Consider the following 23,438-nt stretch of genomic DNA (forward strand, 5'->3'; position numbering starts at 1 on the left):
TCCCGGCCCCGCGTCCCGGCTTGCCCCGCCTTCCCGACCGGCCCCGCCTTCCCGACCGGCCTCGCCTTCCCTCAGAAAATTGTTTCCTGACATCGGTTCGCTGCTGAGAATTGTTTCCTGGCTGCAAAACAGCGTTTTTGGGTGCCAGAACCCCCGAAAAACAGCAAATTGCAGCCAATTTTCTGATTTCAGGAAACAAAAATCCGCACACCAGGATGCAGGATGCTACAGGCAGCAGAGCACAGAACGCGGATGCGAGGCCGCAGCCCCGCATCCGCTCCCTATTAATTACTCGACGTCGTCCAGGTTGATCACCATGGTCTTGGGCATCTTCGAGAACCCGCGGCTGATAAAAGCCAGGTAAACAATGCCGATGAGCACCCAACCAAGGCCCACCGCGAGCGCGGTCCAGTGCAGCGAGAACCACAGCCACACGCACAGCGCCAGACCGATGCCCGGCAGCAGCCCGTAGCGCAGCAGTTCGAGCGGCTCACGCTTGCGCTGGTCGATGATGAAGTATTTGATCACCGCAAGGTTCACCATCGAGAACGCCGCGAGCGCACCAAAACTAATGATTGAGACGACGACATCCAGCGGCAGCACGAGTGCCAGCAGCGAGATCGCGGCAATCACGAGGATCGCGTTGCGCGGTGTCTTGAACCGCGGGCTCAGCACGCCAAACACCCGCTTGGGCAGCAGCTCATCGCGCCCCATCGAGTAGAGCACGCGCGCGGTGGCAGCCTGCGAGGTGAGCGCGCTCGCGGTGCAGCCGACCAGATAGGCAGTGAGGAAGAAAGCCTCAAAGAAGGCGCCGCCGAGGTGGCTGATGAGTTCGAGGGATGCGGTGTCGAGCGACGTATAAGTGCTGAAGTCGGGCCACACTCGCTGACCGGCCCAGCTGATAATCATGAACAGCGTGCCGCCCACAAGCACGGTGAGTACCACCGCGCGCGGCACGGTGCGGCGCGGGTCTTTCGCTTCTTCAGCCATCGCCGAAACTGCATCAAAGCCGAGGAACGACAGCGCCAAAATTGAGGCGCCGGCCATCAGCCCGCCCAGGCTGGCGCTTTCCGACCAGAACGGGTCGGTGACGGCCACCTCCGGCTGCATCTTGCCGAACGCCGCCACCAGGAAGGCGACGACAAAAACGAGCTGGAACACCACCAGGAATGCGTTGGCGTTTTTCACCACCGAAATGCCGAAAAGGTTGAGTGCGGTGACGATGATGATTGCCGCCAGAATCACAATCCAGGCCGGGATGGCCGGGAACTGCGCGTTGATATAGAGCCCGAGCAGCATGTAGTTGATCATCGGCAGTAGCGCGTAGTCGATCATCAGCGCCCAACCGGTGGTGAAACCGACGCCGGGGCCGAAGGCCTTTTTGGCGTAGGCGTAGGCGCTACCGGCGGTGGGTTCGGCACGCACGATACTCGCGTAGCTGAGCGCCGTGAACAGCATTGCGATGGTGGTGATGACATAGGCACCGGCGAGGTGCCCGCCGGTCACATCGGTAACGATGCCGTAGGTGCTGAACACCGTGAGCGGCACCATGTAGGCGAGCCCGAAAAACAGCAGCGAGGGCACTCCCAGCACGCGCTGCAGTCGGGGCGAGGCAATTCCTTGAGGGGTTGGCATTGTGATTTTCCGTTCGTGTAAAGCGATCAGCGCTGATCGTTGAATACGAGTGATCCGTCGATGGCGGTTGCCACGATGGCAACATCGGCCAGCTCGGATGCGGGGGTTTCGAGTGGGTTGCAAGCCCAAACAGTAAAGTCGGCCGGTTCACCAACGCGCAGCGCGGCACCGCTTCGCCCCACCGATGCGGGTACTGATTCGGTGTAGCCCGTCAATGCTTCGCTGGCGGTGAGTGCCTGTTCGGGGTGGATGGGCGGGGTGTTGCGGTCGTGCGGGTGACGCAGCTGAGCATCGGCGATGATCGTGCGCGGGTCGAACGGCGCCACCGGCCAGTCACTCGCGAGCGCTTCGGTGATTCCGTGTTCGAGGTAGCTGCGGGTCTTCCAGCCCTGCTTATTGCGGGGCTCACCCAGGCGCTTCGACCAGGTGTCGGTGCCGTCGGCGTGCATGAACAGCGTGCAGTGGTTTGGCTGCACACAGACGCTGATGTCGTGTTCGCCAATAAATTCGATGACCTCATCGGCCACGAGTTCGAGGTGGTCGATGCGGTGGCGAGTGCCGTTATTGGGCAGGCTGGCGATGGTCTCGGCCACAAAACGCACCCCGCGGTCACCGATCGCGTGAGTGATGGTTGGCACGCCGAGTTCGTTGAGGCGACGAAGGTTGCGCGCATACTGTTCGGGGTCGTGCCAGAATCCGCGGGTTCCCTCACCGAACGCGTCCGGTTCTTCGAGCCAGGCCGTGCCGCCGTCGATCGTGCCATCGATGAAAAGCTTCACGCCCTCCACCTCCCAGCGCCGGCCGCGATGCTGTTTCATATCTGCGAGGGCGTCGACCTCTTCCGCCGACATTTCTGGCGTGCACCATGGCGAGATGCGGATGCGTACCGGCAGCTCTCGATCGGCTTCGATGGCTTCGAGCACCGCGAAGGTGTCTGGATTTTGCAGGTCTGGTGTGTAGCCGCCGACGAGTCCGGTGTGTGCCATTTCAGACAGGTTGTTGTAGAGCGTGTCAGCCTGTTCGGCCACCGGGATGCGCGGCACGTGCCGTTGCACGTGGTCGAGGGCGATCCATTCGAGCACGTGCCCGGTGAGACGGGCTGCCCCAGTGAGCTGGCGCTCGTCGGCATCGGGCCGCTCGGTGAAACCTCCCCCGTCGATGAAGGTTGCTGATTCGGTGACCTGGCAGGCGGCGAGTGCGGCGCCCGAAAGTAGTGCCGAGTGGGCATCGAACAGCGTGATGTACACGGGCCGTTCGGCGCCGACCGCGTCGTGGATGAAGTCGTTGGTCACCGGGGCATCGCCCAGCAGGTGCGGTTCAAAGCCGTAACCGAACACCCATTCATCTGCACCGACCCGCTCAGCTTCGGCGCGGAGCGCATCCTTCACTTCCTCGAGGGAGGTGCAATTGGCGAGATTGGCACCGCGCGCGAGCGCAACACCCCAGATGGCGTGGATGTGGCCGTCAATCAGGCCCGGGGTAATGGTGGCGTCACCAAAGTCGACCACCTGAGCGTCGCCGTGCTGTGTGGCGAGCGCTGCCGCATCGCCCACCTCGGCAACTTGGCCGTCGCGCACGAGCATCCCGGTGGCTTCTTGCAACCCGTCGTGCAGCACCGTAGCCGCGCGGTAGATAACCGCCCGATCCGATGTGGTTTCCACTGTGTTTGTCAACGTTGACCTCATTCCGCAGCTTTGCAACCCGTACAGATTTGAAACGTTTCAACATGCTGCCACGTGTCGCTATGCCAGTCAAGGTGACACCTGCTTAGATGGACCCCATGCCGCAATCACGGGTGACGATTCCACAGCTGGCCGCAGAACTCGGCCTGTCTGTGGGCACCGTTTCGAGCGCGTTGAACAATAAACCGTCCGTCGCCGAGGCCACTCGCACGCGCGTCCACGAGGCTGCCGCACGTCTCGGGTATCTCCACAACCGCTCGGCCGCCGCGCTGCGCCGAGGTCGCACCGGCATCCTCAGCCTTCATCTGCCAGCGAACACTTCCGACCTGCAGTTCTATATGAACTTCGCATTCGGATTGAGTTCGGTCGTCGCCCGCGAAGGCTATGACGTCCTGCTCGACCACGAACACTCACGCGCCAACCCGCTCACGCTGGTGGATGCGGCCATCGTTGTCGACTGGAGCAGCGATCTTCGCACGCCCAGCCAGCTTGCCAGGGCGGGCATCCCAATCTTTGCCGTTGACGGCATCCCTTCACCGGATGCGCCGGCAACGAAGGTTATTTCGACGAACTATGCCGCCCTCACGGTCGAAATCGCCGAGCGGGCGATTTCTAAGGGGGCGCACAAAGCCGCGCTACTGTCGTCGAGCTCGCTACCCGGAGTCGCCTGGCAGCGAGACGTACACACGACCCTCGAGGCTGCCTGCACCGCCCACGGCATACCGCTCGCGCACGTTGATCTGGCGATCGGGACCCCCGCCAATGAGGTGGCCGCGGCGATCAAGTCGCTCATCGACCGCGAGCAGCCGGATCTTTTGGTTTCCACCGGCGAGCGCTGGGCCGGTATTGCCAATCTTTATCTGCAGCTTGGTGAGCCCGATTCATCCGTGCCCTGGCTGGTGTCAACCGCCGGCGACCCCATCACCGAGCTCTCGTCACCACACATCACCGCGTTTGATCTCATGCCCTATGAGTACGGCCGGCACTGCGGCGACCTCGTGGTTGCTTTTTTGGACGGCGAGGCCGCTACCGCCGATCGCAACGAGGCGGTTTGGGATGCGCGTATTAATTGGGCTCGGCACTGGAGCCAGCCGCTCGCAATCTGATCCCGCGAGCCGCGAACGCGTGGCGCGCCTCAGCTCAAACCAACTCGTCGAGTCAACAGCGAAGAAATACTCAGCCAACTGTCCGATTTTCACCCGTATTGAGATGCATCTCGCCGCAATCCAACTATTGCCTGAAAAAATACTGATAGTACTCTGGGAGATGTAGGGTCGACGGCCAGCGCCTGCCGCCACAACCACGCTGTTGGGGGAATGATATGCCCAGTTCACAACGTTCAAACATTCCATCTCGAATCATCGCGCTACTCGCCGCGGCACTACTCGCGTTTGGCTGGATGGTCACCACGCCGCTGGGCCAGCAAAGCTCCGCACAGGCATCTGAGCGCACCGAAGTCGAGTGCTTCACCGAGAACAGCCTGATATGTGAAGAATCGATGCTTCGCAATCTGATCGCAAACGCAGGCGCAACCCCCACACGAATCGTTCTCGGCCTTGTGAATGATGGACTCACCCAAACGCTAATCATTCCCTCGGGCAGCGACATTGAACTAGTCAACTATCCGCAAACAAAGGGCGACTTGCTCTACCGCGAAGATGGTTTCACCGGAGTAATGGTGAGCGTTGAAGAAGGTGCGACGCTCACACTCGGCTCCAACTCTGGCGGCGGTGATGTTGAGTTTGGTGGCCGGGGCCAATGGATTCCTGATGCAACCACCCACCTCTTCGATGTGCAAGGAACACTCATCATGGACGCGGGCAGTATCACCGGCGCCCGAAATATGTCTACATCGCACACTGGCGCGGTGACGGTCCACGGCGCGAACGCACAGTTCATCATGAACGGCGGCAGTATCACCGACAACCAGCGTCGCCTTGGCAGCCCTGGCACAACGCAGCGCGGCGCTGCCCAGGTAGCAGTCACCGACGGCGCGAAGATGGTGCTCAACGGCGGCAGTATCACCGATGGCCGCGCCGATCAATCACCGGGAGCCTACGGTGAAACCGGCGGAGTTGGTCTGTACAACGGCGGCACCCTCGAGATGAACGGCGGTGAAATCAGCGACAACATCGGCTGGGGTGGTAACGGCGTCTTGCTGTGGAGCTGGCCCTGGTCGCTCGACGAAGCACGTGCCGATAAAGATGCGAAACGCAACCACTTCACCCTGAACAATGGCAGCATCGCCAACAACCATTCTTCGTTCTCGGGTGGCGGAGTCTTTATCTGGGGTAACTCGGAAGCGACTATGACTGGCGGCAAAGTTGTCGGCAATACATCACCTTACGGCGCGGGAGTTGCCACGTTCGATGACTATGTCTCGGGCGGTCCTAATTTCTCTGAAAACGCTTCCACCGGTAAAAACTCTGGGCTTTCACCGGATGAGTGGGCTGAACTTTCTCCCGCAGCTTTCACCATGACCGGTGGTGAAATCACCGGCAATCACGCCACTCGCACCGGTGGCGGCGTGAATGTAGTTTCTAACCGGGTGCTACTGACCGGCGGCAAAATCACCGATAACAAGGCCGATCACCAGGGCGGTGGCGTGTATGTGGCTACGAAGTCATACACCGTACGTCTCGAATCGGTGATGGTTACTGGCAACACCGCCACGTACATTGGCGGTGGCTTGTGGGTGTGCCCAACCGGTTCGGTCGAGACGCACGTGAACGAGGGCGGCGGTATCTTCGCGAACGCTGCAGAGTCGTACGGCGACGACATTGCCCACGACAACTACGGTTCAGCCGGCGCCTACGAGCTCTATCTGGCCGAGCGGATGCTCGGGCTGGGCAATGTCTCGTACTACTGGGACAATGCGCAGCCCCGCTTCGCTCCGGATAACCCTGGCGAAGCACAGATTTTCAAGGGCCGCGCACTCGTTAACAGTGGCCTAAAAGCCTACGCAAGCGGAACTGATGAAACAAGCCTTGCGGCTTGGGATGCAGCGCAGGAAGGGGTTCGCCAAAAACACGAGCTCTTGATTCAGGGCAACACCGCCTATCGGGGTGCTGGTATCGGCTCGAATGGCGCTGTGGTAATCGGCACCGATGATGTCGACGTCCCGGCGAAAAAGACATGGGTTGACGAGGCCGGTGCGCCGCTGACCGACAACCTCCCCGGGCAAATCGAGCTTCAGCTCACGGCGAAGTTCTTGGATGATGGCACTACGGTGCCCGTGGGGATGCCGGTGAAGGTCAGCCCGGATGAAAACGGACAGTGGCAAACCACTTTCACCGATTTGCCCGTGACCATTGACGGTCGCCCTGTGGAGTACAGCGTGACTGAAAAGGAGCTCGACGACTTCACCGCGAGTGTCAGGCCAGTGAACCCCGTGGATGCGACTGCCGACGGCTTCGCAATCCGGATTGAGAACACATTCGTTCCGCCGACACCGACACCAACACCAACACCGCCCGAGACGCCTTCGGAGACTCCGGTGCCACCGGGTACAGAAACCCCGATGCCAGCCCCGACTGGCACGACGCATCCCTCCCGGACTGAGCTTTCAGCAACCGGTGCGGATGGTAGCCCGTGGATTTGGGTTGCTGCAGTCAGCATCGCACTCGGGTTTGGGCTCACTCTGACTCGTCGACGCGCAAACTAGGTCGGTAGCGCCCGGCACTGAATTCGGACGGCTCAGACTGCCTCAGGGCAGCTGGGCCGTCCGCGTTACTGCCGGCGCATTTTTTCGTCCAGTAAACCCCGACAAGCAGTACTGGCAATAGCACTGGCCAGCCCCTAAGGCGGCGGACCCGCAACCGATTCGACCCGGATCTCGAGCAGGGGATCATTCGCCCGAACAACCACGCGTGTTCGGGCGGCGGCCGCCTCGCAGTCTTCAAGCACTACGTCATGAGCCTGCGCCACCTGCGCCGCCCGCTGACACGGGTCCGATCCCTGCACTCGCCCCGACACGGTATCGGCTGCCGCGAGCGCGGCCGCATCCGCCGCCACTCGAGCACGGGCCAGTGACACCAGCGATTGCCCGACCAGCACCGCGCTGAGAGTGATCGTCATCACAACGCCAATAATCGCCAGCGCGAGCACTGTGCCGCTGCCGCGTTCAGCGCGATACCACCGGCGCAGCAGCACACGCCTGCCCGCACCGAGCGCATGATCTGCACTGCTCATCTTGCGCTGCCTATTCAATATCGCGCAGCGCGCACGATTGCGCCTGCGCCCGCGCGGCAGTGGGAATACCCGCGAGCGTGATCGCCACACTGACTCGGGCGCAGCGAAGCTCGCCGCTATCCCATACATCCAGTGCCCCGCCATCAAGCTGGTCGACCGCGAGCGCGGGTTCGTCACCGCGCGCCGCCAGCCGGGCAGCTTCCCCGGCTGCATCCTGCACCGCCACCTGTGTCGCCACCGCCACGACCGCACCGGCGCAGAGGGTGAGTACGAGCGCGACAGCCGGCATCGCCACCGCGAACTCGGCTGAAACCGAACCCCTCTGGTGCCGCAACGCATCCCGCCACGCGCACCAGCGAACCGACGTTGGCCACCGCCGCTGCCGCACTCGCCCCACCTCGCTACCTCCTTAATTCGCCGGTTTTGCGCCGTGTTGGCACACAGCCCCTAACCGCCGAATGCTCCGATCAGCAGGTCTTCGATGATTTGTTTCACCGGCTCCGACTGCGCCACGAGCACCAACACCGAGGCGAGCGCCACCGCGGCGGTGATCACGATGGCGTACTCGGCGGTGGCGGCACCGTCTTCTTCGTGCCGCAGTCGTTGCAGCCGCCCCAGCAAGCGCGCGGCAGCGGGCGTGGTGGTTGACCCGTTGGCGGTTTCGACATTGTTGGTTTCGAAATTGATTCGGGTGTTCATTTGGTTCCTTTCTGAATCACGACACGGCACGACTTTGGTGAGCAGTTATTTGGCCATCGAGTGCTGCAGCACCGCGATGAGCACCGGCGCCACTCCCAGCGCCAAAAATGCGGGCAGGATGCAGGCACCAAGCGGCAGCATCAGCGCGGTTCCCAGCCGCGCCGCCGATTGCGCGGCTTCGGTGCGTGCCTGCCGCCGCTCGAGCGCGGCTTCACCGCGCAGCAGTTCGCCCGCGGCGACCCCGGCCGCTGCGGCGAGTTCAATGATTGGCTGCGCCCGTTCAAGCCCCGAGCGCTCCAATTGAAAATCTCGCAGCGTGTGTGCCGTTTCAGTCAGCACCTGTCGGGCATCGTTTCCCGAGCTCATCCCGGTTGCGACAAGATCGAGGCCGAAGCCGGGAGTGCGTGGATGCCGCGAGGCTCGACCCACGAGCACTCGGTTCCACCACCAGGCTGCCAGTAGCAGCAACAGCCCTATCGTCAACAGCACCCAACCGACGATCCCGCCAAAAAGCACGCCGAAGGTGTCAAACCCCAGCACGCCCCCGAGGGCGATCCCAATGAACGGCAGCACCATCACCAGCCGCGCGGTGGCTGCGGGCCCCGCCAGGGCGACGGCAATTTCGCGCTCGGATGCACCGAGGTCGCGAAATCCTGCGGCCAGCTGTCGTAGCGATGCGCCCAGCGGTGCACCGGTTCGTTCGGTGAGCTGCCATAGCGCACCCAGTGCCCGCCACGCCTCGTGGTCGTCCTGTCGCAGAAAACTTGCCGGGTCTTCGCCCTGGGCAACGGCTCGCGCGAGCCGCTGCTCCATCGGCACGGTGGCGGCAGCGCGCCGACGTCGCGGGCGGGGTTCGGGCTCGTGTTCGGTGAATACCGCGAGCCGTGCCCACGCATCCGCCGGTGGACCACCGCCGGCCAATAGCGCCGCCAGCCGCTCAACCACCACCGCCACCTGTTCGGCCGGGTATCGCGCGACCGTCATCAGCCCCGCTCCATCCGGCTGCCGCTGCGCACGCTGGTGATCCGCAGCCGCCCGGCATCGTCGACCCAAAACTCGCCCATATCCACCAGCTGCCGCAGTCCGTCGCGGCGCTCCACGTGCATCACCAGGTCGATGGCCGAAACCGTTTGCCGCGCCACCGCGGTTGCCGACATATTTGCCAGCGCGCCGAGTGCCTCGAGTCGAGCCGGCACATCCGCCAGTGAGTTGGCGTGTAGGGTGCCGGCACCGCCGTCGTGACCGGTGTTCAACGCGGCCAATAGTTCGCGCAGCTCAGCCCCGCGGCACTCTCCCAGTACCAGCCGGTCGGGGCGCATCCGTAGTGATTCCCGCACCAGTCTGGCGAGCGTCACCTCTCCCGCGCCCTCAATATTGGCCTGGCGGGCCTCGAGACTCACCACATGCGGGTGGTTGATGCGCAGCTCGGCGACATCTTCGATCACCACGATGCGTTCACTCGCCGGAGCTGATGCCAGCACCGCTCCCAGCAGCGTGGTTTTACCCGAACCGCCGGCGCCGGTGATGAGAATATTTGCCCGGTCGGCAACTGCCCGCTGCACGATCTCAGCCGCGCCCTCGTAAAAATATCCCGAACGGATGAGCTGCTGCAGATCTGGACGGGTGGCGCCCGGCGCCCGGATTGACAGCAGCGTGCCACGCACCGACACCGGCGGCAGCACGGCGTGCACGCGGATGCCATCCCCCACCCGCACATCAACCGCCGGATTGGCGTCGTCAAGGTGCCGCCCGCCCAGCGCCACTAACCGAACCGCCAATTCGCGAATTGCTCGCTCGTGCGGCGCCTGCCAGCCCTCCACTCGCACCGCACCGGCACCGCGGTCAATCCACAGCCCATCCATTGCGTTCACGAACAGGTCGGTTATCTCTGCATCCGAGATAAAGCCGGCCAGCGGACCGAACGCCTCGGCCTGCCCGCGGGTGAGCTGGCGGCGCGGGCGCTCGTCGGCGCTGCGTCCCGGTATCGGCGCCAGATCGACGCTGGCTGGGCGGTCGGCGGCGGGCTGGACAACGAAGCGGTCAAGTGTTGCGACTGTGGCGTTCATGGCGGCAAAGGTAGCGGCAGCTGTCCCCCACCCGCCCCGGACTCCGAGGTCTCTGTGGATAACAGCTTTCCCCAGCCCTCCCGGGCGGCCACCGCGCACCTGGCATCGGCCCACCCAACCAGCGCGCGCATCCAGCCCGCGCATCCCATACAGCGCCCCGCACCCCAATCGCTGCCGCCGTAATTTCGAGACACGATCATCCGCCATCAAAAGTGCGGGTATACACTCGGTCGCACGATCTCGCCAAAGGAGCCGAAGTTGACAAAAGCTGAAGAGCGCATTGCAAAACTCACCAACCCGATTGCATCGCACCCGCCCGCGGATGAATTCATCGCCGGCACCCGCATCCCCGGTGATATCCGCAACCAGGCGCAGGCCGATCGACTCGAATTCTGGGCCGAGCGCGCACGCGAACTCGAGTGGGAAACATCCTTCACCGAGACACTCGACTGGACAAATCCACCGTTTGCGAAATGGTTTGCCGATGGGACCCTGAACGCCAGCGTGAACTGTGTTGACCGCCACGTCGCCGCCGGCAACGGCGACCGGGTCGCGATTCACTGGATCGGTGAGCCTGGCGACACCCGCACGATCACCTACGCCGACCTCCACCGCGATGTGCAGCAGGCCGCCAATATGCTGCTGAACCTGGGAGTACGAGCCGGCGATGTCGTCGCCCTCTACCTACCGATGGTGCCCGAAACGGTGGTGGCGATGCTCGCCTGCGCGCGAATCGGTGCCACCCACTCGGTGATTTTCGGTGGTTTTTCACCCGAAGCAATCCGCCAGCGCCTCGATGATGCCGACGTCAAATTTGTGATCACCGCCAACGGCTCTAACCGCAAGGGCCGGGTTTTCCCGCTCAAAGAGGCCGTCGACACCGCCCTCGAGACGCCCGGACACTCGGTTGAGCGCGTGCTGGTGCTGCGCCGCCCCGACCACGAGGTCAACATGGTCGAGGGCCGCGATGTGTGGTGGCACGATGAGTTCGCCAAGGCCACCCCCGAGCACACCCCCGAAGCGTTCCCTGCCGAGCATCCGTTATTCATCCTGTACACCTCCGGCACCACCGGCAAAGCGAAGGGCCTGTGGCACTCAACCGGTGGCTACCTCACCCAGGTCGCCTTTACCACCCGCACCAGCTTCGACCTGCGCGACGACGATGTGTACTGGGCCACCGCTGATGTCGGGTGGATCACCGGCCACAGCTACCTCGTGTACGGCCCGCTGCTCAACGGCGCCACCCAGGTGATGTACGAGGGCTCGCACGACTACCCCTCCCTCGACCGCTGGTTCGAAATCATTGAAGAGTACGGCGTCACCATTTTTTATGCCGCGCCCACCGCAATCCGCGGATTCATGCGCGCCGGACGCGCCATCCCCGCTCGCCACGACCTATCGAGCCTGCGCCTGCTCGGATCGGTTGGCGAGCCAATCAACCCCGAGGCCTGGCAGTGGTATCACGAGGTCATCGGCGGCGGGCGCTGTCCGATTGCCGACACCTGGTGGCAGACCGAAACCGGCGCACACATGATCGCCCCAATCCCCACCCAGGATGCGCTCAAGGCCGGCTCTGCCCAGCGCCCCGTTCCCGGCGTGGAGATTGAGGTTGTGAACGAGCAGGGCGAGCGAGTCGACCCGGGTGAGATGGGGCTGCTCACCATCACCGAGCCGTGGCCGTCGATGGCGCGCGGCATTTGGGGCGATGATGAGCGATTCATCGAAACCTACTGGTCGCAGTTCCCGGGCCGCTATTTTGCGGGCGACGGCGCCGGAGTCGACCTGGACGGTGACCTGTGGCTGCTCGGCCGCGTCGATGACGTCATGAACGTTTCAGGGCACCGACTGTCGACCACCGAAATTGAGGGCGTGCTGGTCGAGCATCCGCTCACCGCTGAGGCTGCCGTGGTCGGGGCCAACGATGAAACCACCGGGCAGGCCGTGGTGGCTTTTGTTGTGCTCAAACAGTCGCAGCTCGAAGCCGCGAGCGGTGTGGATGTACCGCAAGAGCTGCGCGAATATGTGGCCAAGCGCATCGGCAAAATCGCCCGCCCGCGCAACCTCTACGTTGTTGATGAGCTGCCAAAGACACGCTCTGGAAAAATCATGCGCCGACTGCTGCGCAACGCCGCCGACAATGAGCCGGTTGGCGACACTTCAACGCTGACGGATGCATCGGTAATGGATGCGATCGTGCAACTGGTTGCGGACGATCGCGCGAAAGCATAGCCAGAGCCGCAGAAAACGGTGCGCGCCCGGCTCTGCCGTGGGCGCGCACCTTTTTTAAGAGCTAATTCTTTGACGACGCAAGCTCTAGTGGTAGTCGACCTCGAGCTCGAGCTCGACCGGCGCATCCAGTGGCAGCACCGCCACGCCGACGGCCGAACGTACATGCTGGCCGCGATCACCAAAAATTTTGCCGAGCAGTTCGCTGGCACCGTTCGCCACCAGTGGCTGCTGGATGAACTGCGGGTCGGATGCGACAAACACCACCACTTTCACCACGCGGGTAATGCGGTCGAGATCACCGATTTCCGCTTTGATGGCAGCGAGCGCGTTGAGCACCGAGGTGGCGGCAAATTCCTGTGCTTGCTCGAGCGAAATTTCAGCACCGAGCTTGCCGGTTGCCGGCAGTTGCCCGGCAACGAACGGTAGCTGGCCGGATGTGATGGCGCGGCCGTTTTTTGCGATCGCCGGCACATAGGCGGCAACTGGAGCGGCTACCTGGGGAAGCTCCATGCCGAGTTCGGCGAGACGGGTTTCGATCTTGCTCATGCGTTTTGCTCACTCTCGTCACTTAGCGGACGCTTCAGGTAGGCGACAGTGCCTCCCTGCTCGTTCACGATGATCTGCACGAGCTCCCAGCCCTTGGCTCCCCAGTTATTGAGGATCGCTCCGGGAGTGTGCAGCGGCAGCGGTGTGATGAAGTACTCCCACTTCTGCATGTCATTCCTTTTCTGCTGGTGGACGCGGTCTTTACAGCGGTTCACGACACCCAAACTGGGCCTTCGCTGGCCAGCCTCTGGATGGAGATAGCAAAGATTTCTGTCCGAAACACCGGTTCCCCACTACTCTAGAGGTCATGCCTTCCAACTCATCAACTGCGCCGAAGCGCAATGTCCTTGCCTCAGTGCTTGGGCTGCTCGGCATGAGCGGGATCGCCGGTGTACTCGTGGCCGCGATGATGACGCCAATTCTGGCCGTCGCTGGTGTGACCGCGAACTCTACGATCACGTTGTTCGAATCGCTTCCCGACTACCTTGAAATCACGCCGCTGCAGCAAAAAACTGAGCTGTACGCGAAGCGTGGCGACAAGGAAGAGAAGATCGCCGAGTTCTACTCACAGAACCGCGTTGAGGTTCCGCTCGACCAGATGTCGCCCTACCTACAGGATGCGGTCATCGCCACCGAAGACCCGCGCTTTTATGAGCACGGTGGTGTGGATGTGATGTCGGCGACGCGTGCGGTGCTCGAGTCGGTTGTGAGCGATAGCGGTAGCGGTGCATCGACCATCACGATGCAGTACGTGCGTAACCAGCGCGTGCAGGCAGCCGAAGCAATCCTCGACCCAGTGGAGCGCCAGCAGGCGTTCAACGAAGCGACCGAACGGTCGGCTGGCCGTAAGCTGCAGGAGATGCGCCTGGCCATCGGTGTTGAGAAGCAGTACTCAAAAGACCAGATCCTCGAGGGGTATCTGAACATCGCACTTTTCGGTGGCCAGATCTACGGTGTCGAGTCGGCGGCCCAGTACTACTTCGGTAAGCCCGCGAAAGATCTGACCCTGGCCGAAGCCGCGCTGATCGGTGGCATGGTGCAGGAACCCAACGCTTTCCGCATCGACGACGAAGAAAACATCCCGGCTGCAACCGACCGCCGCAACTATGTGCTTCGCCGCATGTATGAAGAAGGCAAGATCAAAAAGGACGAGTACGAACAGGCTCGCGACTCCGCGATCGAACCGAAGATCACACCCGCCCGTCACGGCTGCATGAACGCAACAAACAACACGCAGTTCTTCTGTGACTATGTGCGCAAGGTCATCGAAAACGACCCCGCCTTCGGTGCGACTTATGAAGAGCGACTGTTTAACTTCCAGTCGAAGGGCTACCAGATCCACACCACGCTCGACCTCGAGCTGCAGGATCAGGTCACGAATGTGCTCAACCAGTATGTGCCGAAATCGGTCGACTATATGAAACTCGGGGCCGCAGTGTCTGCGGTCGAGCCGGGAACCGGCCGCATCCTGGCCATGGCCCAAAACAAAGACTTTGACGAAACCAGCGAAGCCGCCAAAAACCCGAACGCCACCTCGGTGAACTACAACGCCGACAAGAAGTACGGCCAGTCGGGAGGCTTCCCAGCGGGGTCAACCTATAAGGTCTTCACACTCGCCAACTGGATTCAATCCGGGCACTCGGTGAACGAAACCGTGAACGCGCGAAATCGTGTTTTTGACCAGTCGAAATTCCAAGATTCCTGCGGTAAGGATGCGCCCTATGGCGGCGGCTGGGATGTGAACAACGACGGCAACCAGAGTTTTGGCACGGTAACGGCCGTTCAAGCCACGACACAGTCGATTAACACCGCCTATGCGGCAATGGCCGAGCAGCTCGACCAGTGTGTGACGCGCGATATTGCTGTCGATCTCGGTGCACACCGCGCCGACGGCCAAGAAAGCAGCTCTTACCCCTCGGATATTCTCGGCACCAACGAAATCGCACCGATGTCGATGGCCACGGCCTACGCCGGTTTCGCGAACCAGGGTGAGTCATGCTCGCCAGTGGCCATCGAATCGATTTCGCTCCGCGACGGCACTGAGATCGACCCGCCCGAATCGAAGTGTAAACAGGTCATCAGCAAGGACGTCGCTAACGCCGTTAACTACGTGCTCAAGCAGGTGACCACCTCGGGCTTCAGTACCGCATCGAACCCGGGTATGGGCCCGCTCATCGGTAAGACAGGTACCACCGACAACGCCCGCGACACCTGGAGCATCATGTCCAGCACCGGGATCTCACTGGCGGTGTGGGTTGGCAACACCGATAAGCAGTACATGTACACCGATGATGCGGGCGACAAGCACTACGACTGGGTTTCGCTCTACAACGTTGGTTTCAATGGCGTGAGTGGCACGCAGGCCCGTCACTACATCGCGCACGACATTCTCGCCTACGCCATCCCGAAATACGGCGCGGAAGACTGGCCCGAACCAAACCCCGAGGCGCTGCAGACCCCGAAGGCGAATGTTCCCGACGTCACCGGTATGAGCATCGAGGCCGCCACCACGGCGCTCGAAGAGGCCGGATTCGCGGTCTCTGTTGGCAGCTCGGTTGATTCCAGCCAGCCTGCGAACACGGTGGCAAAAACCAGCCCCGCCGCCAACACCAGCGTCCCGAAGGGCAGCGAAGTGACAATTTCGCCCTCGAACGGCCGCAAACCCAACCAGCGGCAACAGCCCTCGACCGGCGACCATTCCATGCCAGACGTCACCGGTATGACGCTCGACGAAGCACAGTCGGCGCTCCGCAGCGCTGGCTTTGTGAACGGCGGTAACAACTGGTACCAGGCCACCGACCGCAATGGTCAGCCGGGTAAGGTCACTCGCACCGACCCACCCGCCGGGTCGATGCTCACAAAGGATGCGAAGATCACCATCTATGTCGGTCAATAAGATCATCCGTCCACTCGGCATTGGGGCCGCCGCCATCTTTGGTGGCGGCCTCGCCATTACCGGGTGGGCCGCGGGTATTGAGCGCCGCCGCTTCGTGCTGCGCAACTATCAGATTCCAGCGCTGCCGGCAGGGTCGGAACCACTGCGCATCCTGCACCTGGCCGATTTTCATCTGGCCCCCGGGCAGCGAAAAAAGATCCGTTTTGTGCGACAGCTCGCCGATCTCGCACCCGATCTGGTCGTGCTCACCGGTGACAATTACGGCCATCGGGATGCATTCTCCGAGCTGGTTGAAATACTGGCACCTTTCCGTGACGTGCCAGGAATCTCGGTGTTCGGGTCAAACGACTACTACGAACCGGTGCTGAAAAATCCGCTCACCTATATATTCCCGGGCGAGCGCAAACCCGCGACACAGCCGAAACTCAACACGGATGAACTGCGCTGGCTGCTATTCGATCAATTCGGTTGGCATGACCTCACCAACACCGCGGTCGAGGTCACCGCGGCCGGGCATCGGATTCGTGCGATCGGGGTGGATGATCCCCACATCAAACGCGACCGCCTCGCCACGGCGCTTGAGCACTTCACTGAGCTGCCAGCGCATCCAACCGATATTGTGCTGGGGCTCGTGCACGCCCCCTACCAGCGCATCCTGGATGCATACGCCGGGCTCGACGGTATGGCGCTGATGCTCGCCGGACACACGCACGGTGGCCAGGTGTGTTTGCCCGGAGGTCGCGCGATTGTGTCGAACTGTGATCTGCCGCCGGAATATGCCGGCGGGCTCAATGATTGGCGCGGTGTGCCGCTGCATGTTTCGCGTGGATTGGGCACCTCAATTTATGCACCGGTGCGCACCTTCTGTGCCCCGGAGGCGTCGTTGATCACACTGCAGGCACAGGATGCGATATAGTGGTTCAGTTGCCGTTCGAGGCATCACGGGGTGTGGCGCAGTTTGGTAGCGCGCGTCGTTCGGGACGACGAGGTCGCAGGTTCAAATCCTGTCACCCCGACTGAGCAAGGAGCCACCGCGAGGTGGCTCCTTTTTGCTGCCCGCGCGCTTTTTTGCTGCCCGCGCGCCTGCACTCAACCCCGCACCTGCATCCCCGCATCGCACCCGCATCCCCGCCTCGCGCCCAACCCGGCACCTCCACCAAACCCGGCACCTCCACCAAACCCGGCACCTCCACCAAATGACCCTGTTACCAGCAAATGACCCTGCTGTAACAGGGTCACTTCGTAGTTAGAGGGTCACTTGCCGGAAGGGGCGGGCGGGCGCGGGGCGGGGGCCCGAGCCAGAAGGGATGCGGCGCGGGGCGGGCGAGCCCGGCCCCCGGGCAGCACGGCGCTAGTCGTCGAGCGCGTCAAACGCGTCGTCTTCGCCATCCCAGTCGTCCGAGTCTTCCACCGCGTCAGCAAGCGCATGCAGCGACTCGAGATATGCATCAACCGGGAACGGCGGAAACTTCCCAGCGAGCATCTTCTCGTTCGTAACCGCATCCCAGTCGTACACCAGCGACACATAGGTGCTGTCGTCGCTCTCGGGTTCGAGCACCCAGGTCCACTGCACGCCGTGTGGTTCGCTGCCTGGACGCGCCGGCATCCACCCGATAGCGCGGTCGGCTTCAAAACGAGTGACGTGGTTGTCCATCTGGTAGTCGCCACCCATTTTTTCGGAGTACATATTCATCGTGAACACGTCGTCGACCTTCGTCACCGGTTCGGTTCCAGCCACTGGCCCGCGCACCATGTCCATCCCGTCGGCTTCCACCTGCTGATTCGGGTCGGCCAGCAGCGCAAAGATGTCCTCTGCGGGCGCATGAATCAGGCGCCCCACCGTGAGGGTGCGCCCCTCAATTGTCACGTTCTCGGCGCTCACGCGCTCGAAGCCTTCAACCATTTGCCACTCCCCTCACCGGGCCACGCACCCGATATGCGTGACATGCGACTATTCCACCGCATCCGCGTGAATCACGGCCAAAATTAAAGGTGACTTGCCAGCCTGCCGCCCGATTCGAGCAGATAGCAGCGACCGCACATCGATTCGTAGGTCACCGAATTACCGTCAATGGCCACCTGGTCGCCGTCGAACACGAACCGGTCATCGATTCGGCGCCCATTAAAAATCGCCTTGCGCCCACACCGGCAAATGGTTTTTAGCTCTTCAATCGAGTGCGCAATCTCGAGCAGCCGCCGCGAACCCGGAAACGCGGCCGTTTGAAAGTCGGTGCGGATGCCGTAGCACAGCACCGGCACATCATCGAGCACGGCGATCTGAAACAGCTCGTCGATCTGCGCTTCGCTGAGAAACTGCGCCTCGTCGACCAGCAGGCACGATACCGTTCCCTCGGCATTGCAGCGCGCGAATTCATCGCGGGGATGATCGTCGCCACTCAGCAGCAGATCAACCTCGCGTGACATGCCCAGTCGCGATGACACCTGGTTGGCGCCCTTGGTGTCGATCTCGGGCTTGGCCAGCAACACCCGGTGACCGCGCTCTTCATAGTTGAAAGCGGTCTGTAGCAGCATGGTTGATTTGCCCGAGTTCATCGCCCCGTAGCGGAAGTACAGCTTGGCCACGCGATTTTTCCTCTCGGCTTGTTATTGGCAACCGAGTTTCGATGCTAGTCGCTTCGTTTGGTTAACATGGCGCCGTGACCGCACCCACTCAGTCAAACCCGAGCCTTCGCCGCGAGTTGACGCTCGGCGGCGCCATCGCGATCGGCCTTTCGTCAATGATCGGCGCCGGCTTGTTTTCGGCGTTTGGCCCGGCTGCCGCAGCCACCGGTTCGGCGCTGCTGGTGGGCCTGTTGATCGCGTTTGTGGTGGCCGCCTGCAATGCCACTTCGACCGCGCAATTGGCCGCCCAGTATCCCACCTCGGGCGGTTCGTATATTTACGGGCGCGAACGGCTCGGCGAGTGGTGGGGATTTATGGCCGGATGGGGGTTCGTCGTCGGTAAGTCAGCTTCGGCGGCTGCTATGGCGCTCACGGTCGCGGCCTATGCGGCCCCCGCAGCCTGGCTGAAACCCGTCGCGCTGGCAGCGCTCGTGGTGATGGTGGCACTGAACCTTGTGGGCGTCACCCGCACCGCGCAGGCAGCTCGCATCATCGTGGCGCTGGTGCTCACCGGTCTTGCCGTCGTGCTGGTGGCCGCGTGGCTGTCGACCGGCCCCAACGCACCCACGGGTTTCCAAGCCATGTTCACGGGCCTTGGCACCCGCCTGAGCACCGCATCCGGTTGGTATGGCGTGCTGCAGTCGGCGGGCCTGTTGTTTTTTGCGTTCGCCGGCTATGCCCGCATCGCCACGCTCGGTGAGGAGGTGCGGGATCCGCAGCGGAATATTCCGCGCGCAATTATCACCACGCTGCTCGTGGTTGGTGCGATCTATGCCATCGTTGCGCTGACACTGCTCGCCAAGCTCGGCGCCGGTGGTATCGCGGTGAGTGATGCTCCCCTGGCGGATGCAGCGGATGCGGCGGGTACGGTTCCCTGGGCGGCCGTGCTGGTGCGTATTACGGCCGCTATCGCCGCGCTGGGTGCGCTGCTCGCGGGGATTGCCGGCGTCACTCGTACGGCGTTGGCGATGGCCCGCAATCATGACCTGCCGCCGGCGCTGGCTGCGGTGCATCCAAAATTTGGGGTGCCGCATATCGCCACGATCGCGCTCGGTGTGGTGGTTGCGTTGCTTATTTTGGTGGGTGATGTGCGCGAGGTCATCGGATTTTCTTCGGCCGGGGTACTGACCTACTATTTCGTTGCCAACCTGGCGGCGTTCACGCAGCAGTCGGAAAATCGTCGCTATCCGCGCTGGATGCAGGTGCTGGGGATGGTGCTGTGTGCGCTGCTGGTGTTTACGCTCCCCTGGCAGTCGCTGCTCGGCGGTATTGCGATGTTCGGGGCTGGGTTTTTGGTGCGCGGTATCGCCGAGTTGCGGCGTGCCCGAAATGACGCCTCACGCGGCGCACAAAACTAGAGCAGCGGCAGCTGCGGCTGTGTTTTTTGCGCGATCATATTTGCCAGCCCGCCGGCGACGATTTCGATAGCGGCGAGATTGTGCGCGCCTTCGGGGATGATGATGTCGGCGTACTGCTTGGTGGCTTCAACAAATTGCTCGTGCATTGGTTTCACCGTGGCGAGATACTGCCGTTCCACTGATTCAAAGGTGCGTCCGCGCTCGATCACATCACGTTTTGCACGCCGCAGGATGCGCACATCGGCGTCGGTGTCGACATAGATTTTTAGCTGGCACCGGTCGCGCAGGCGCGGGTCGGCGAATAGCAGCAGCCCCTCGATGAATAGCACCGGCGCGGGCTCGACTCGTTCGACTTCGTCGGCGCGGTTGTGGTTGGCGAAGTCGTATCGCGGTGAGTCGATCGGATTGCCGGCAAGCAGCTGGTCGAGGTGCTCAACCAGCAGGTCATTGTCGAACGCATCCGGGTGGTCGTAGTTGACCTGGCAGCGTTCTTCGTAGCTGAGGTTGTCTTGGCGGCGGTAGTAGTTGTCGTGCGTCATCCGGCTCGCATCGGGTGCAAATTTGCTGTGCAGGATGCGGGTGAGTTCAGTTTTGCCACTTCCGGTACCGCCGGCAATTCCCACCACATACGTCACGGCTACTCACTTTCGTCGTTGCGGAATGTACCCGTTCATCCGCCATCATTCGATAGTAAAACGGATGCGCCGCCGCCCGAGGGCAAACGGCGCATCCGGTTAGCTTTGCTGGCTGGTAATCGACTACGAAACCTTGTCGAGGCCGAGCGCGTCAGCAGTCGTGTTCTGTGATTTGTCGGCCTCATCGCTGCTGGCGTTGAGGTCTTCACCAAGGCTGGGGATAAGTTCCTTCAGCTTGGGTTCCCAACCGCGGTACTGCTCGGGGAAGCACTTCTGCAGCAGGTCGATCATCACGGGCACGGCAACCGATGCACCCGGTGAAGCACCGAGCAGACCAGCGATTGAACCGTCCGAGTGGGCCACAACCTCGGTGCCCATCTCGAGCACGCCACCCTTGCCTTCGGGGCCGCGCTTCATCACCTGCACGCGCTGGCCAGCGGTGATGAGGCGCCAGTCTTCCATCTTGGCTTCGGGGTAGAACTGCTGCAGCTGTTCGAAGCGCTTCTTCTTCGAGGCGAAAACCTCTTTAACGAGGTACACCACGAGGTCGAGGTTCTTAAGCCCGGCCGAGATGTAGGTGGGGATGTTACCGAGGCGCAGCGTGCTGAAAAAGTCGAACAGCGTGCCGTTTTTGAGGTACTTCGTGTTGAACCCGGCGTAGGGGCCAAACATGAGCGACTTCTTGCCGTCGACCACGCGGGTGTCGAGGTGCGGCACCGACATCGGCGGCGCACCCACCGAGGCCTTGCCGTACACCTTTGCCTGGTGCTGGGCGACAACGGCGGGGTTGTCGGTGCGCAGGAACACACCCGAGATCGGGAAGCCGCCGTAGCCGTTGACTTCGGGGATGCCCGACTTCTGCAGCAGCGGTAGTGCGCCACCACCGGCCCCGACGAATACGAAGCGAGCCTGGGTCACGTTCTTGCGGCCGCGGTTTGCTCCCGAACGCACGCGGGTTGCGATCTGCCAGATACCGTCGGGGCGGCGGCGCAGGTCGATCACCTCGGTGCCGAGGCGCACAACGGCGCCATTGTCGATGCTCGACTGGATGAGCTTACGGGTGAGCGCACCGAAGTCGACGTCGCTTCCCTGTTTGACGTAGGTGGCGGCGATGGGTTCGCTCTTGTCGCGGCCAACCACCAGGGTTGGTGCCCATTCAAAAATCTTGGCCGGGTCGTCGCTGAACTCCATGGTGGCGAACAGCGGTTCATCCTTGAGCGCCTCGTAGCGGCGACGGAGGAATTCGACGTTTTCTTCGCCACGCACGAAGGTCATGTGCGGAACCGGGTTGATGAACTCGGCTGTGTCTTTCAGCAGACCCTGCTCGAGCAGCGAGGTCCAGTATTGGCGTGATACCTGGAACTGCTCGTTGATGGCAATTGCCTTGGTGACGTTGAGCTTCCCGTTTTTTTCGGGGGTGTAGTTCAGCTCGCACAGTGCCGAGTGACCGGTACCGGCGTTGTTCCAGGGGTTCGACGATTCTTGAGCGACATCATCGAGGCGCTCAATAATCTTGATCGACCAGCTGGGTTCGAGCTGCTGGATGAGCGATGCAAGGGTGGCCGACATAATGCCGCCACCGATGAGTACGGCGTCGTAGATCTTCGGGTTCGACATGTCTCCAGTCTACGCCCGAAACCTTAGATCACCGAAAAATGAACAGCTTTCATGAAAACGCTGTGATAAGCACCAAATTCAATATGGGATGCATACAAGCAAGCCGGCAGCGCATCCGACCAATTAAGGTGACCGGATGCGCTGCCACGCTGGCTTTAGCGCGTGCCGTTAGCGGTCGGCGCCGGCGAGCTCATCGAGCACGAGCTCGGCAAGCTGCACGGTGTTGAGCGCCGCGCCCTTACGCAGATTGTCGTTCGAGATGAACAGCACCAGTCCTTTGCCTTCGGGGGCCGCCTGGTCGCGGCGGATACGGCCGACGATACTCGGGTCGATACCGGCGGCCAGCTGCGGGCTGGGCACGTCGGCGAGCGCCACTCCCGGCGCCTGCGAGAGCAGCTCGGTGGCCTGCTCGGGAGTGATATCGCGCTCAAATTCGGCGTGGATGCTGAGCGAGTGGCCGGTGAACACCGGTACGCGCACGCAGGTGCCGCTCACGAGCAGGTCGGGGATGTGCAAGATTTTGCGCGACTCGTTGCGCAGTTTTTGTTCTTCGTCGGTTTCGCCGCTGCCGTCATCCACAAAGTCGCCGGCCTGCGCCACCACGTTAAACGCGATCGGATGCACGTATTTCACCGGTTCGGGGAATTTGATGGCATTACCGTCGTGAACGAGCCCGAGCAGCGCATCCTCGCCCTGCTCGGCGGCAGCCATCACCTGACTAGAGAGTTCTTTGGCACCGGCGAGCCCAGAACCTGAAACCGCCTGGAAGGTCGAAACAATCAGGCGCTTCAGGCCAGCCTCGTCGTGCAGCACTTTCAGCACCGGCATGGCGGCCATAGTGGTGCAGTTGGGGTTGGCAATGATGCCTTTGGGACGGTTGCGCAGGTCTTCGGGGTTGACCTCGCTCACCACCAGCGGCACGTCCGGGTCGAGTCGCCAGGCCGATGAGTTGTCGATGACCACGGCGCCCGCTGCGGCAAAGCGCTCAGCCTGGGCGCGCGAGGTGGCCCCACCGGCCGAGAAGAGCGCCACATCAATCCCGCTGAGGTCGGCGGTGGCCACATCCTCAACGGTGATCGTCTCGCCAGCAAACTCAATCTGCTTGCCGGCAGAACGTTCTGACGCAAACAAGCGCAGCGTGCTCACCGGCAGATTGCGTTCGGCCAGCAGGTTGAGCATCACACCACCCACCTGTCCGGTGGCGCCGACCACGGCAATGGTGAACTTCTTGGTCACGTTTCCTCCTCGAGATTCAGTCGCCG

20 protein-coding genes and 1 tRNA gene are annotated in these 23,438 nt (G+C 62.2%); 7 read left to right on the top strand and 14 right to left on the bottom strand.

Annotated features, from left to right (window positions below):
- Window positions 1-288: 288 nt before the first annotated feature.
- Entirely contained in the window at window positions 289-1,635 is a 1,347-nt protein-coding gene (locus tag JMV54_RS08470) for an APC family permease (protein WP_201518482.1), read from the bottom strand.
- A gap of 26 nt (window positions 1,636-1,661) precedes the next feature.
- Complete coding sequence (locus tag JMV54_RS08475) at window positions 1,662-3,296, bottom strand: amidohydrolase (RefSeq protein WP_201518483.1); 1,635 nt, start codon at window positions 3,294-3,296, stop codon at window positions 1,662-1,664.
- A 119-nt stretch (window positions 3,297-3,415) separates the two neighbouring features.
- On the opposite strand from JMV54_RS08475, the gene JMV54_RS08480 reads away from it, so the two are divergent.
- Both JMV54_RS08480 and JMV54_RS08485 read left to right on the top strand, forming a co-directional pair.
- Complete coding sequence (locus JMV54_RS08480) at window positions 3,416-4,423, top strand: LacI family DNA-binding transcriptional regulator (protein WP_201518484.1); 1,008 nt, start codon at window positions 3,416-3,418, stop codon at window positions 4,421-4,423.
- A gap of 215 nt (window positions 4,424-4,638) precedes the next feature.
- Window positions 4,639-6,981 carry a Cna B-type domain-containing protein gene (locus tag JMV54_RS08485; RefSeq protein ID WP_201518485.1) on the top strand — a complete coding sequence of 781 codons (2,343 nt, stop codon included), beginning with the start codon at window positions 4,639-4,641 and terminating at the stop codon, window positions 6,979-6,981.
- Window positions 6,982-7,115: 134 nt separating this feature from the next.
- Here the strand turns inward: JMV54_RS08485 and JMV54_RS08490 are convergent, their stop codons facing one another.
- The 5 genes from JMV54_RS08490 to JMV54_RS08510 all read right to left on the bottom strand — a co-directional run bounded on the left by JMV54_RS08490 (window position 7,116) and on the right by JMV54_RS08510 (window position 10,273).
- A complete protein-coding gene (locus JMV54_RS08490; RefSeq protein ID WP_201518486.1) occupies window positions 7,116-7,508 on the bottom strand; it encodes an Rv3654c family TadE-like protein in 393 nt (130 codons plus the stop codon).
- Window positions 7,509-7,518: 10 nt separating this feature from the next.
- The gene (locus tag JMV54_RS08495) at window positions 7,519-7,842 is read right to left on the bottom strand and encodes a TadE family type IV pilus minor pilin (protein WP_201518487.1); all 324 of its coding nucleotides are present in this window, start codon (window positions 7,840-7,842) and stop codon (window positions 7,519-7,521) included.
- Window positions 7,843-7,955: 113 nt separating this feature from the next.
- On the bottom strand, window positions 7,956-8,207 hold the full coding sequence (locus tag JMV54_RS08500; protein WP_201518488.1) for a DUF4244 domain-containing protein: 252 nt from the start codon (window positions 8,205-8,207) through the stop codon (window positions 7,956-7,958).
- 45 nt (window positions 8,208-8,252) lie between these two features.
- Window positions 8,253-9,191 (bottom strand): type II secretion system F family protein, encoded by a 939-nt coding sequence (locus tag JMV54_RS08505; RefSeq protein ID WP_201518489.1) that lies wholly within the window; start codon window positions 9,189-9,191, stop codon window positions 8,253-8,255.
- The gene (locus JMV54_RS08510) at window positions 9,191-10,273 is read right to left on the bottom strand and encodes a TadA family conjugal transfer-associated ATPase (RefSeq protein ID WP_201518490.1); all 1,083 of its coding nucleotides are present in this window, start codon (window positions 10,271-10,273) and stop codon (window positions 9,191-9,193) included. Before JMV54_RS08510 ends, JMV54_RS08505 begins: the two co-directional genes overlap by 1 nt.
- A 258-nt stretch (window positions 10,274-10,531) precedes the next feature.
- Here JMV54_RS08510 and acs point away from each other — a divergent pair, with 258 nt between their 5' ends.
- On the top strand, window positions 10,532-12,502 hold the full coding sequence (gene acs / locus JMV54_RS08515; RefSeq protein ID WP_420842090.1) for an acetate--CoA ligase: 1,971 nt from the start codon (window positions 10,532-10,534) through the stop codon (window positions 12,500-12,502).
- 84 nt (window positions 12,503-12,586) lie between these two features.
- On the opposite strand, the gene JMV54_RS08520 is transcribed toward acs, so the two are convergent.
- A complete protein-coding gene (locus tag JMV54_RS08520) occupies window positions 12,587-13,048 on the bottom strand; it encodes a RidA family protein (RefSeq protein ID WP_201518491.1) in 462 nt (153 codons plus the stop codon).
- Complete coding sequence (locus JMV54_RS08525; RefSeq protein ID WP_201518492.1) at window positions 13,045-13,218, bottom strand: Sp36 family protein; 174 nt, start codon at window positions 13,216-13,218, stop codon at window positions 13,045-13,047. The genes JMV54_RS08520 and JMV54_RS08525 overlap by 4 nt, the downstream gene beginning before the upstream one ends.
- A 137-nt stretch (window positions 13,219-13,355) precedes the next feature.
- On the opposite strand from JMV54_RS08525, the gene JMV54_RS08530 reads away from it, so the two are divergent.
- The 3 genes from JMV54_RS08530 to JMV54_RS08540 all read left to right on the top strand — a co-directional run bounded on the left by JMV54_RS08530 (window position 13,356) and on the right by JMV54_RS08540 (window position 16,960).
- Window positions 13,356-15,944, top strand: a complete 2,589-nt coding sequence (locus JMV54_RS08530; RefSeq protein WP_201518493.1) for a transglycosylase domain-containing protein — start codon at window positions 13,356-13,358, stop codon at window positions 15,942-15,944.
- Window positions 15,931-16,860 carry a metallophosphoesterase gene (locus JMV54_RS08535; RefSeq protein WP_201518494.1) on the top strand — a complete coding sequence of 310 codons (930 nt, stop codon included), beginning with the start codon at window positions 15,931-15,933 and terminating at the stop codon, window positions 16,858-16,860. Before JMV54_RS08530 ends, JMV54_RS08535 begins: the two co-directional genes overlap by 14 nt.
- Before the next feature lie 26 nt (window positions 16,861-16,886).
- Window positions 16,887-16,960, top strand: a tRNA-Pro gene (locus tag JMV54_RS08540).
- A 335-nt stretch (window positions 16,961-17,295) separates the two neighbouring features.
- Here the strand turns inward: JMV54_RS08540 and JMV54_RS08545 are convergent.
- Both JMV54_RS08545 and JMV54_RS08550 read right to left on the bottom strand, forming a co-directional pair.
- Window positions 17,296-17,847, bottom strand: a complete 552-nt coding sequence (locus JMV54_RS08545) for an SRPBCC family protein (RefSeq protein WP_201518495.1) — start codon at window positions 17,845-17,847, stop codon at window positions 17,296-17,298.
- 83 nt (window positions 17,848-17,930) lie between these two features.
- A complete protein-coding gene (locus JMV54_RS08550) occupies window positions 17,931-18,527 on the bottom strand; it encodes a thymidine kinase (RefSeq protein ID WP_201518496.1) in 597 nt (198 codons plus the stop codon).
- A gap of 74 nt (window positions 18,528-18,601) precedes the next feature.
- On the opposite strand from JMV54_RS08550, the gene JMV54_RS08555 reads away from it, so the two are divergent.
- A complete protein-coding gene (locus JMV54_RS08555) occupies window positions 18,602-19,924 on the top strand; it encodes an APC family permease (protein WP_230972883.1) in 1,323 nt (440 codons plus the stop codon).
- Here JMV54_RS08555 and udk read toward each other — a convergent pair.
- From udk to JMV54_RS08570, 3 genes are all read right to left on the bottom strand, one after another.
- A complete protein-coding gene (udk, locus tag JMV54_RS08560; protein WP_230972589.1) occupies window positions 19,921-20,559 on the bottom strand; it encodes a uridine kinase in 639 nt (212 codons plus the stop codon). The genes JMV54_RS08555 and udk overlap by 4 nt on opposite strands.
- A gap of 123 nt (window positions 20,560-20,682) precedes the next feature.
- Window positions 20,683-22,176: a malate:quinone oxidoreductase gene (locus JMV54_RS08565; RefSeq protein ID WP_201518497.1), complete on the bottom strand. Its 1,494-nt coding sequence runs from the start codon at window positions 22,174-22,176 to the stop codon at window positions 20,683-20,685.
- A 168-nt stretch (window positions 22,177-22,344) separates the two neighbouring features.
- Complete coding sequence (locus JMV54_RS08570; protein WP_201518498.1) at window positions 22,345-23,412, bottom strand: aspartate-semialdehyde dehydrogenase; 1,068 nt, start codon at window positions 23,410-23,412, stop codon at window positions 22,345-22,347.
- Between the last annotated feature and the right edge of the window lie 26 nt (window positions 23,413-23,438).

It is taken from the genome of Gulosibacter hominis, from assembly GCF_904842695.1.
GTDB lineage: Bacteria > Actinomycetota > Actinomycetes > Actinomycetales > Microbacteriaceae > Gulosibacter > Gulosibacter hominis.

What these genes read in the sequence shown, in the direction of transcription:
- JMV54_RS08470 (WP_201518482.1), bottom strand. Translation starts at nt 1,635, where the DNA reads ATGCCAACCCCTCAAGGAATTGCCTCGCCCCGACTGCAGCGCGTGCTG.
- JMV54_RS08480 (WP_201518484.1), top strand. Translation starts at nt 3,416, where the DNA reads ATGCCGCAATCACGGGTGACGATTCCACAGCTGGCCGCAGAACTCGGC.
- JMV54_RS08485 (WP_201518485.1), top strand. Translation starts at nt 4,639, where the DNA reads ATGCCCAGTTCACAACGTTCAAACATTCCATCTCGAATCATCGCGCTA.
- JMV54_RS08490 (WP_201518486.1), bottom strand. Translation starts at nt 7,508, where the DNA reads ATGAGCAGTGCAGATCATGCGCTCGGTGCGGGCAGGCGTGTGCTGCTG.
- JMV54_RS08500 (WP_201518488.1), bottom strand. Translation starts at nt 8,207, where the DNA reads ATGAACACCCGAATCAATTTCGAAACCAACAATGTCGAAACCGCCAAC.
- JMV54_RS08505 (WP_201518489.1), bottom strand. Translation starts at nt 9,191, where the DNA reads ATGACGGTCGCGCGATACCCGGCCGAACAGGTGGCGGTGGTGGTTGAG.
- JMV54_RS08510 (WP_201518490.1), bottom strand. Translation starts at nt 10,273, where the DNA reads ATGAACGCCACAGTCGCAACACTTGACCGCTTCGTTGTCCAGCCCGCC.
- JMV54_RS08520 (WP_201518491.1), bottom strand. Translation starts at nt 13,048, where the DNA reads ATGAGCAAGATCGAAACCCGTCTCGCCGAACTCGGCATGGAGCTTCCC.
- JMV54_RS08525 (WP_201518492.1), bottom strand. Translation starts at nt 13,218, where the DNA reads ATGCAGAAGTGGGAGTACTTCATCACACCGCTGCCGCTGCACACTCCC.
- JMV54_RS08530 (WP_201518493.1), top strand. Translation starts at nt 13,356, where the DNA reads ATGCCTTCCAACTCATCAACTGCGCCGAAGCGCAATGTCCTTGCCTCA.
- JMV54_RS08535 (WP_201518494.1), top strand. Translation starts at nt 15,931, where the DNA reads ATGTCGGTCAATAAGATCATCCGTCCACTCGGCATTGGGGCCGCCGCC.
- JMV54_RS08545 (WP_201518495.1), bottom strand. Translation starts at nt 17,847, where the DNA reads ATGGTTGAAGGCTTCGAGCGCGTGAGCGCCGAGAACGTGACAATTGAG.
- JMV54_RS08565 (WP_201518497.1), bottom strand. Translation starts at nt 22,176, where the DNA reads ATGTCGAACCCGAAGATCTACGACGCCGTACTCATCGGTGGCGGCATT.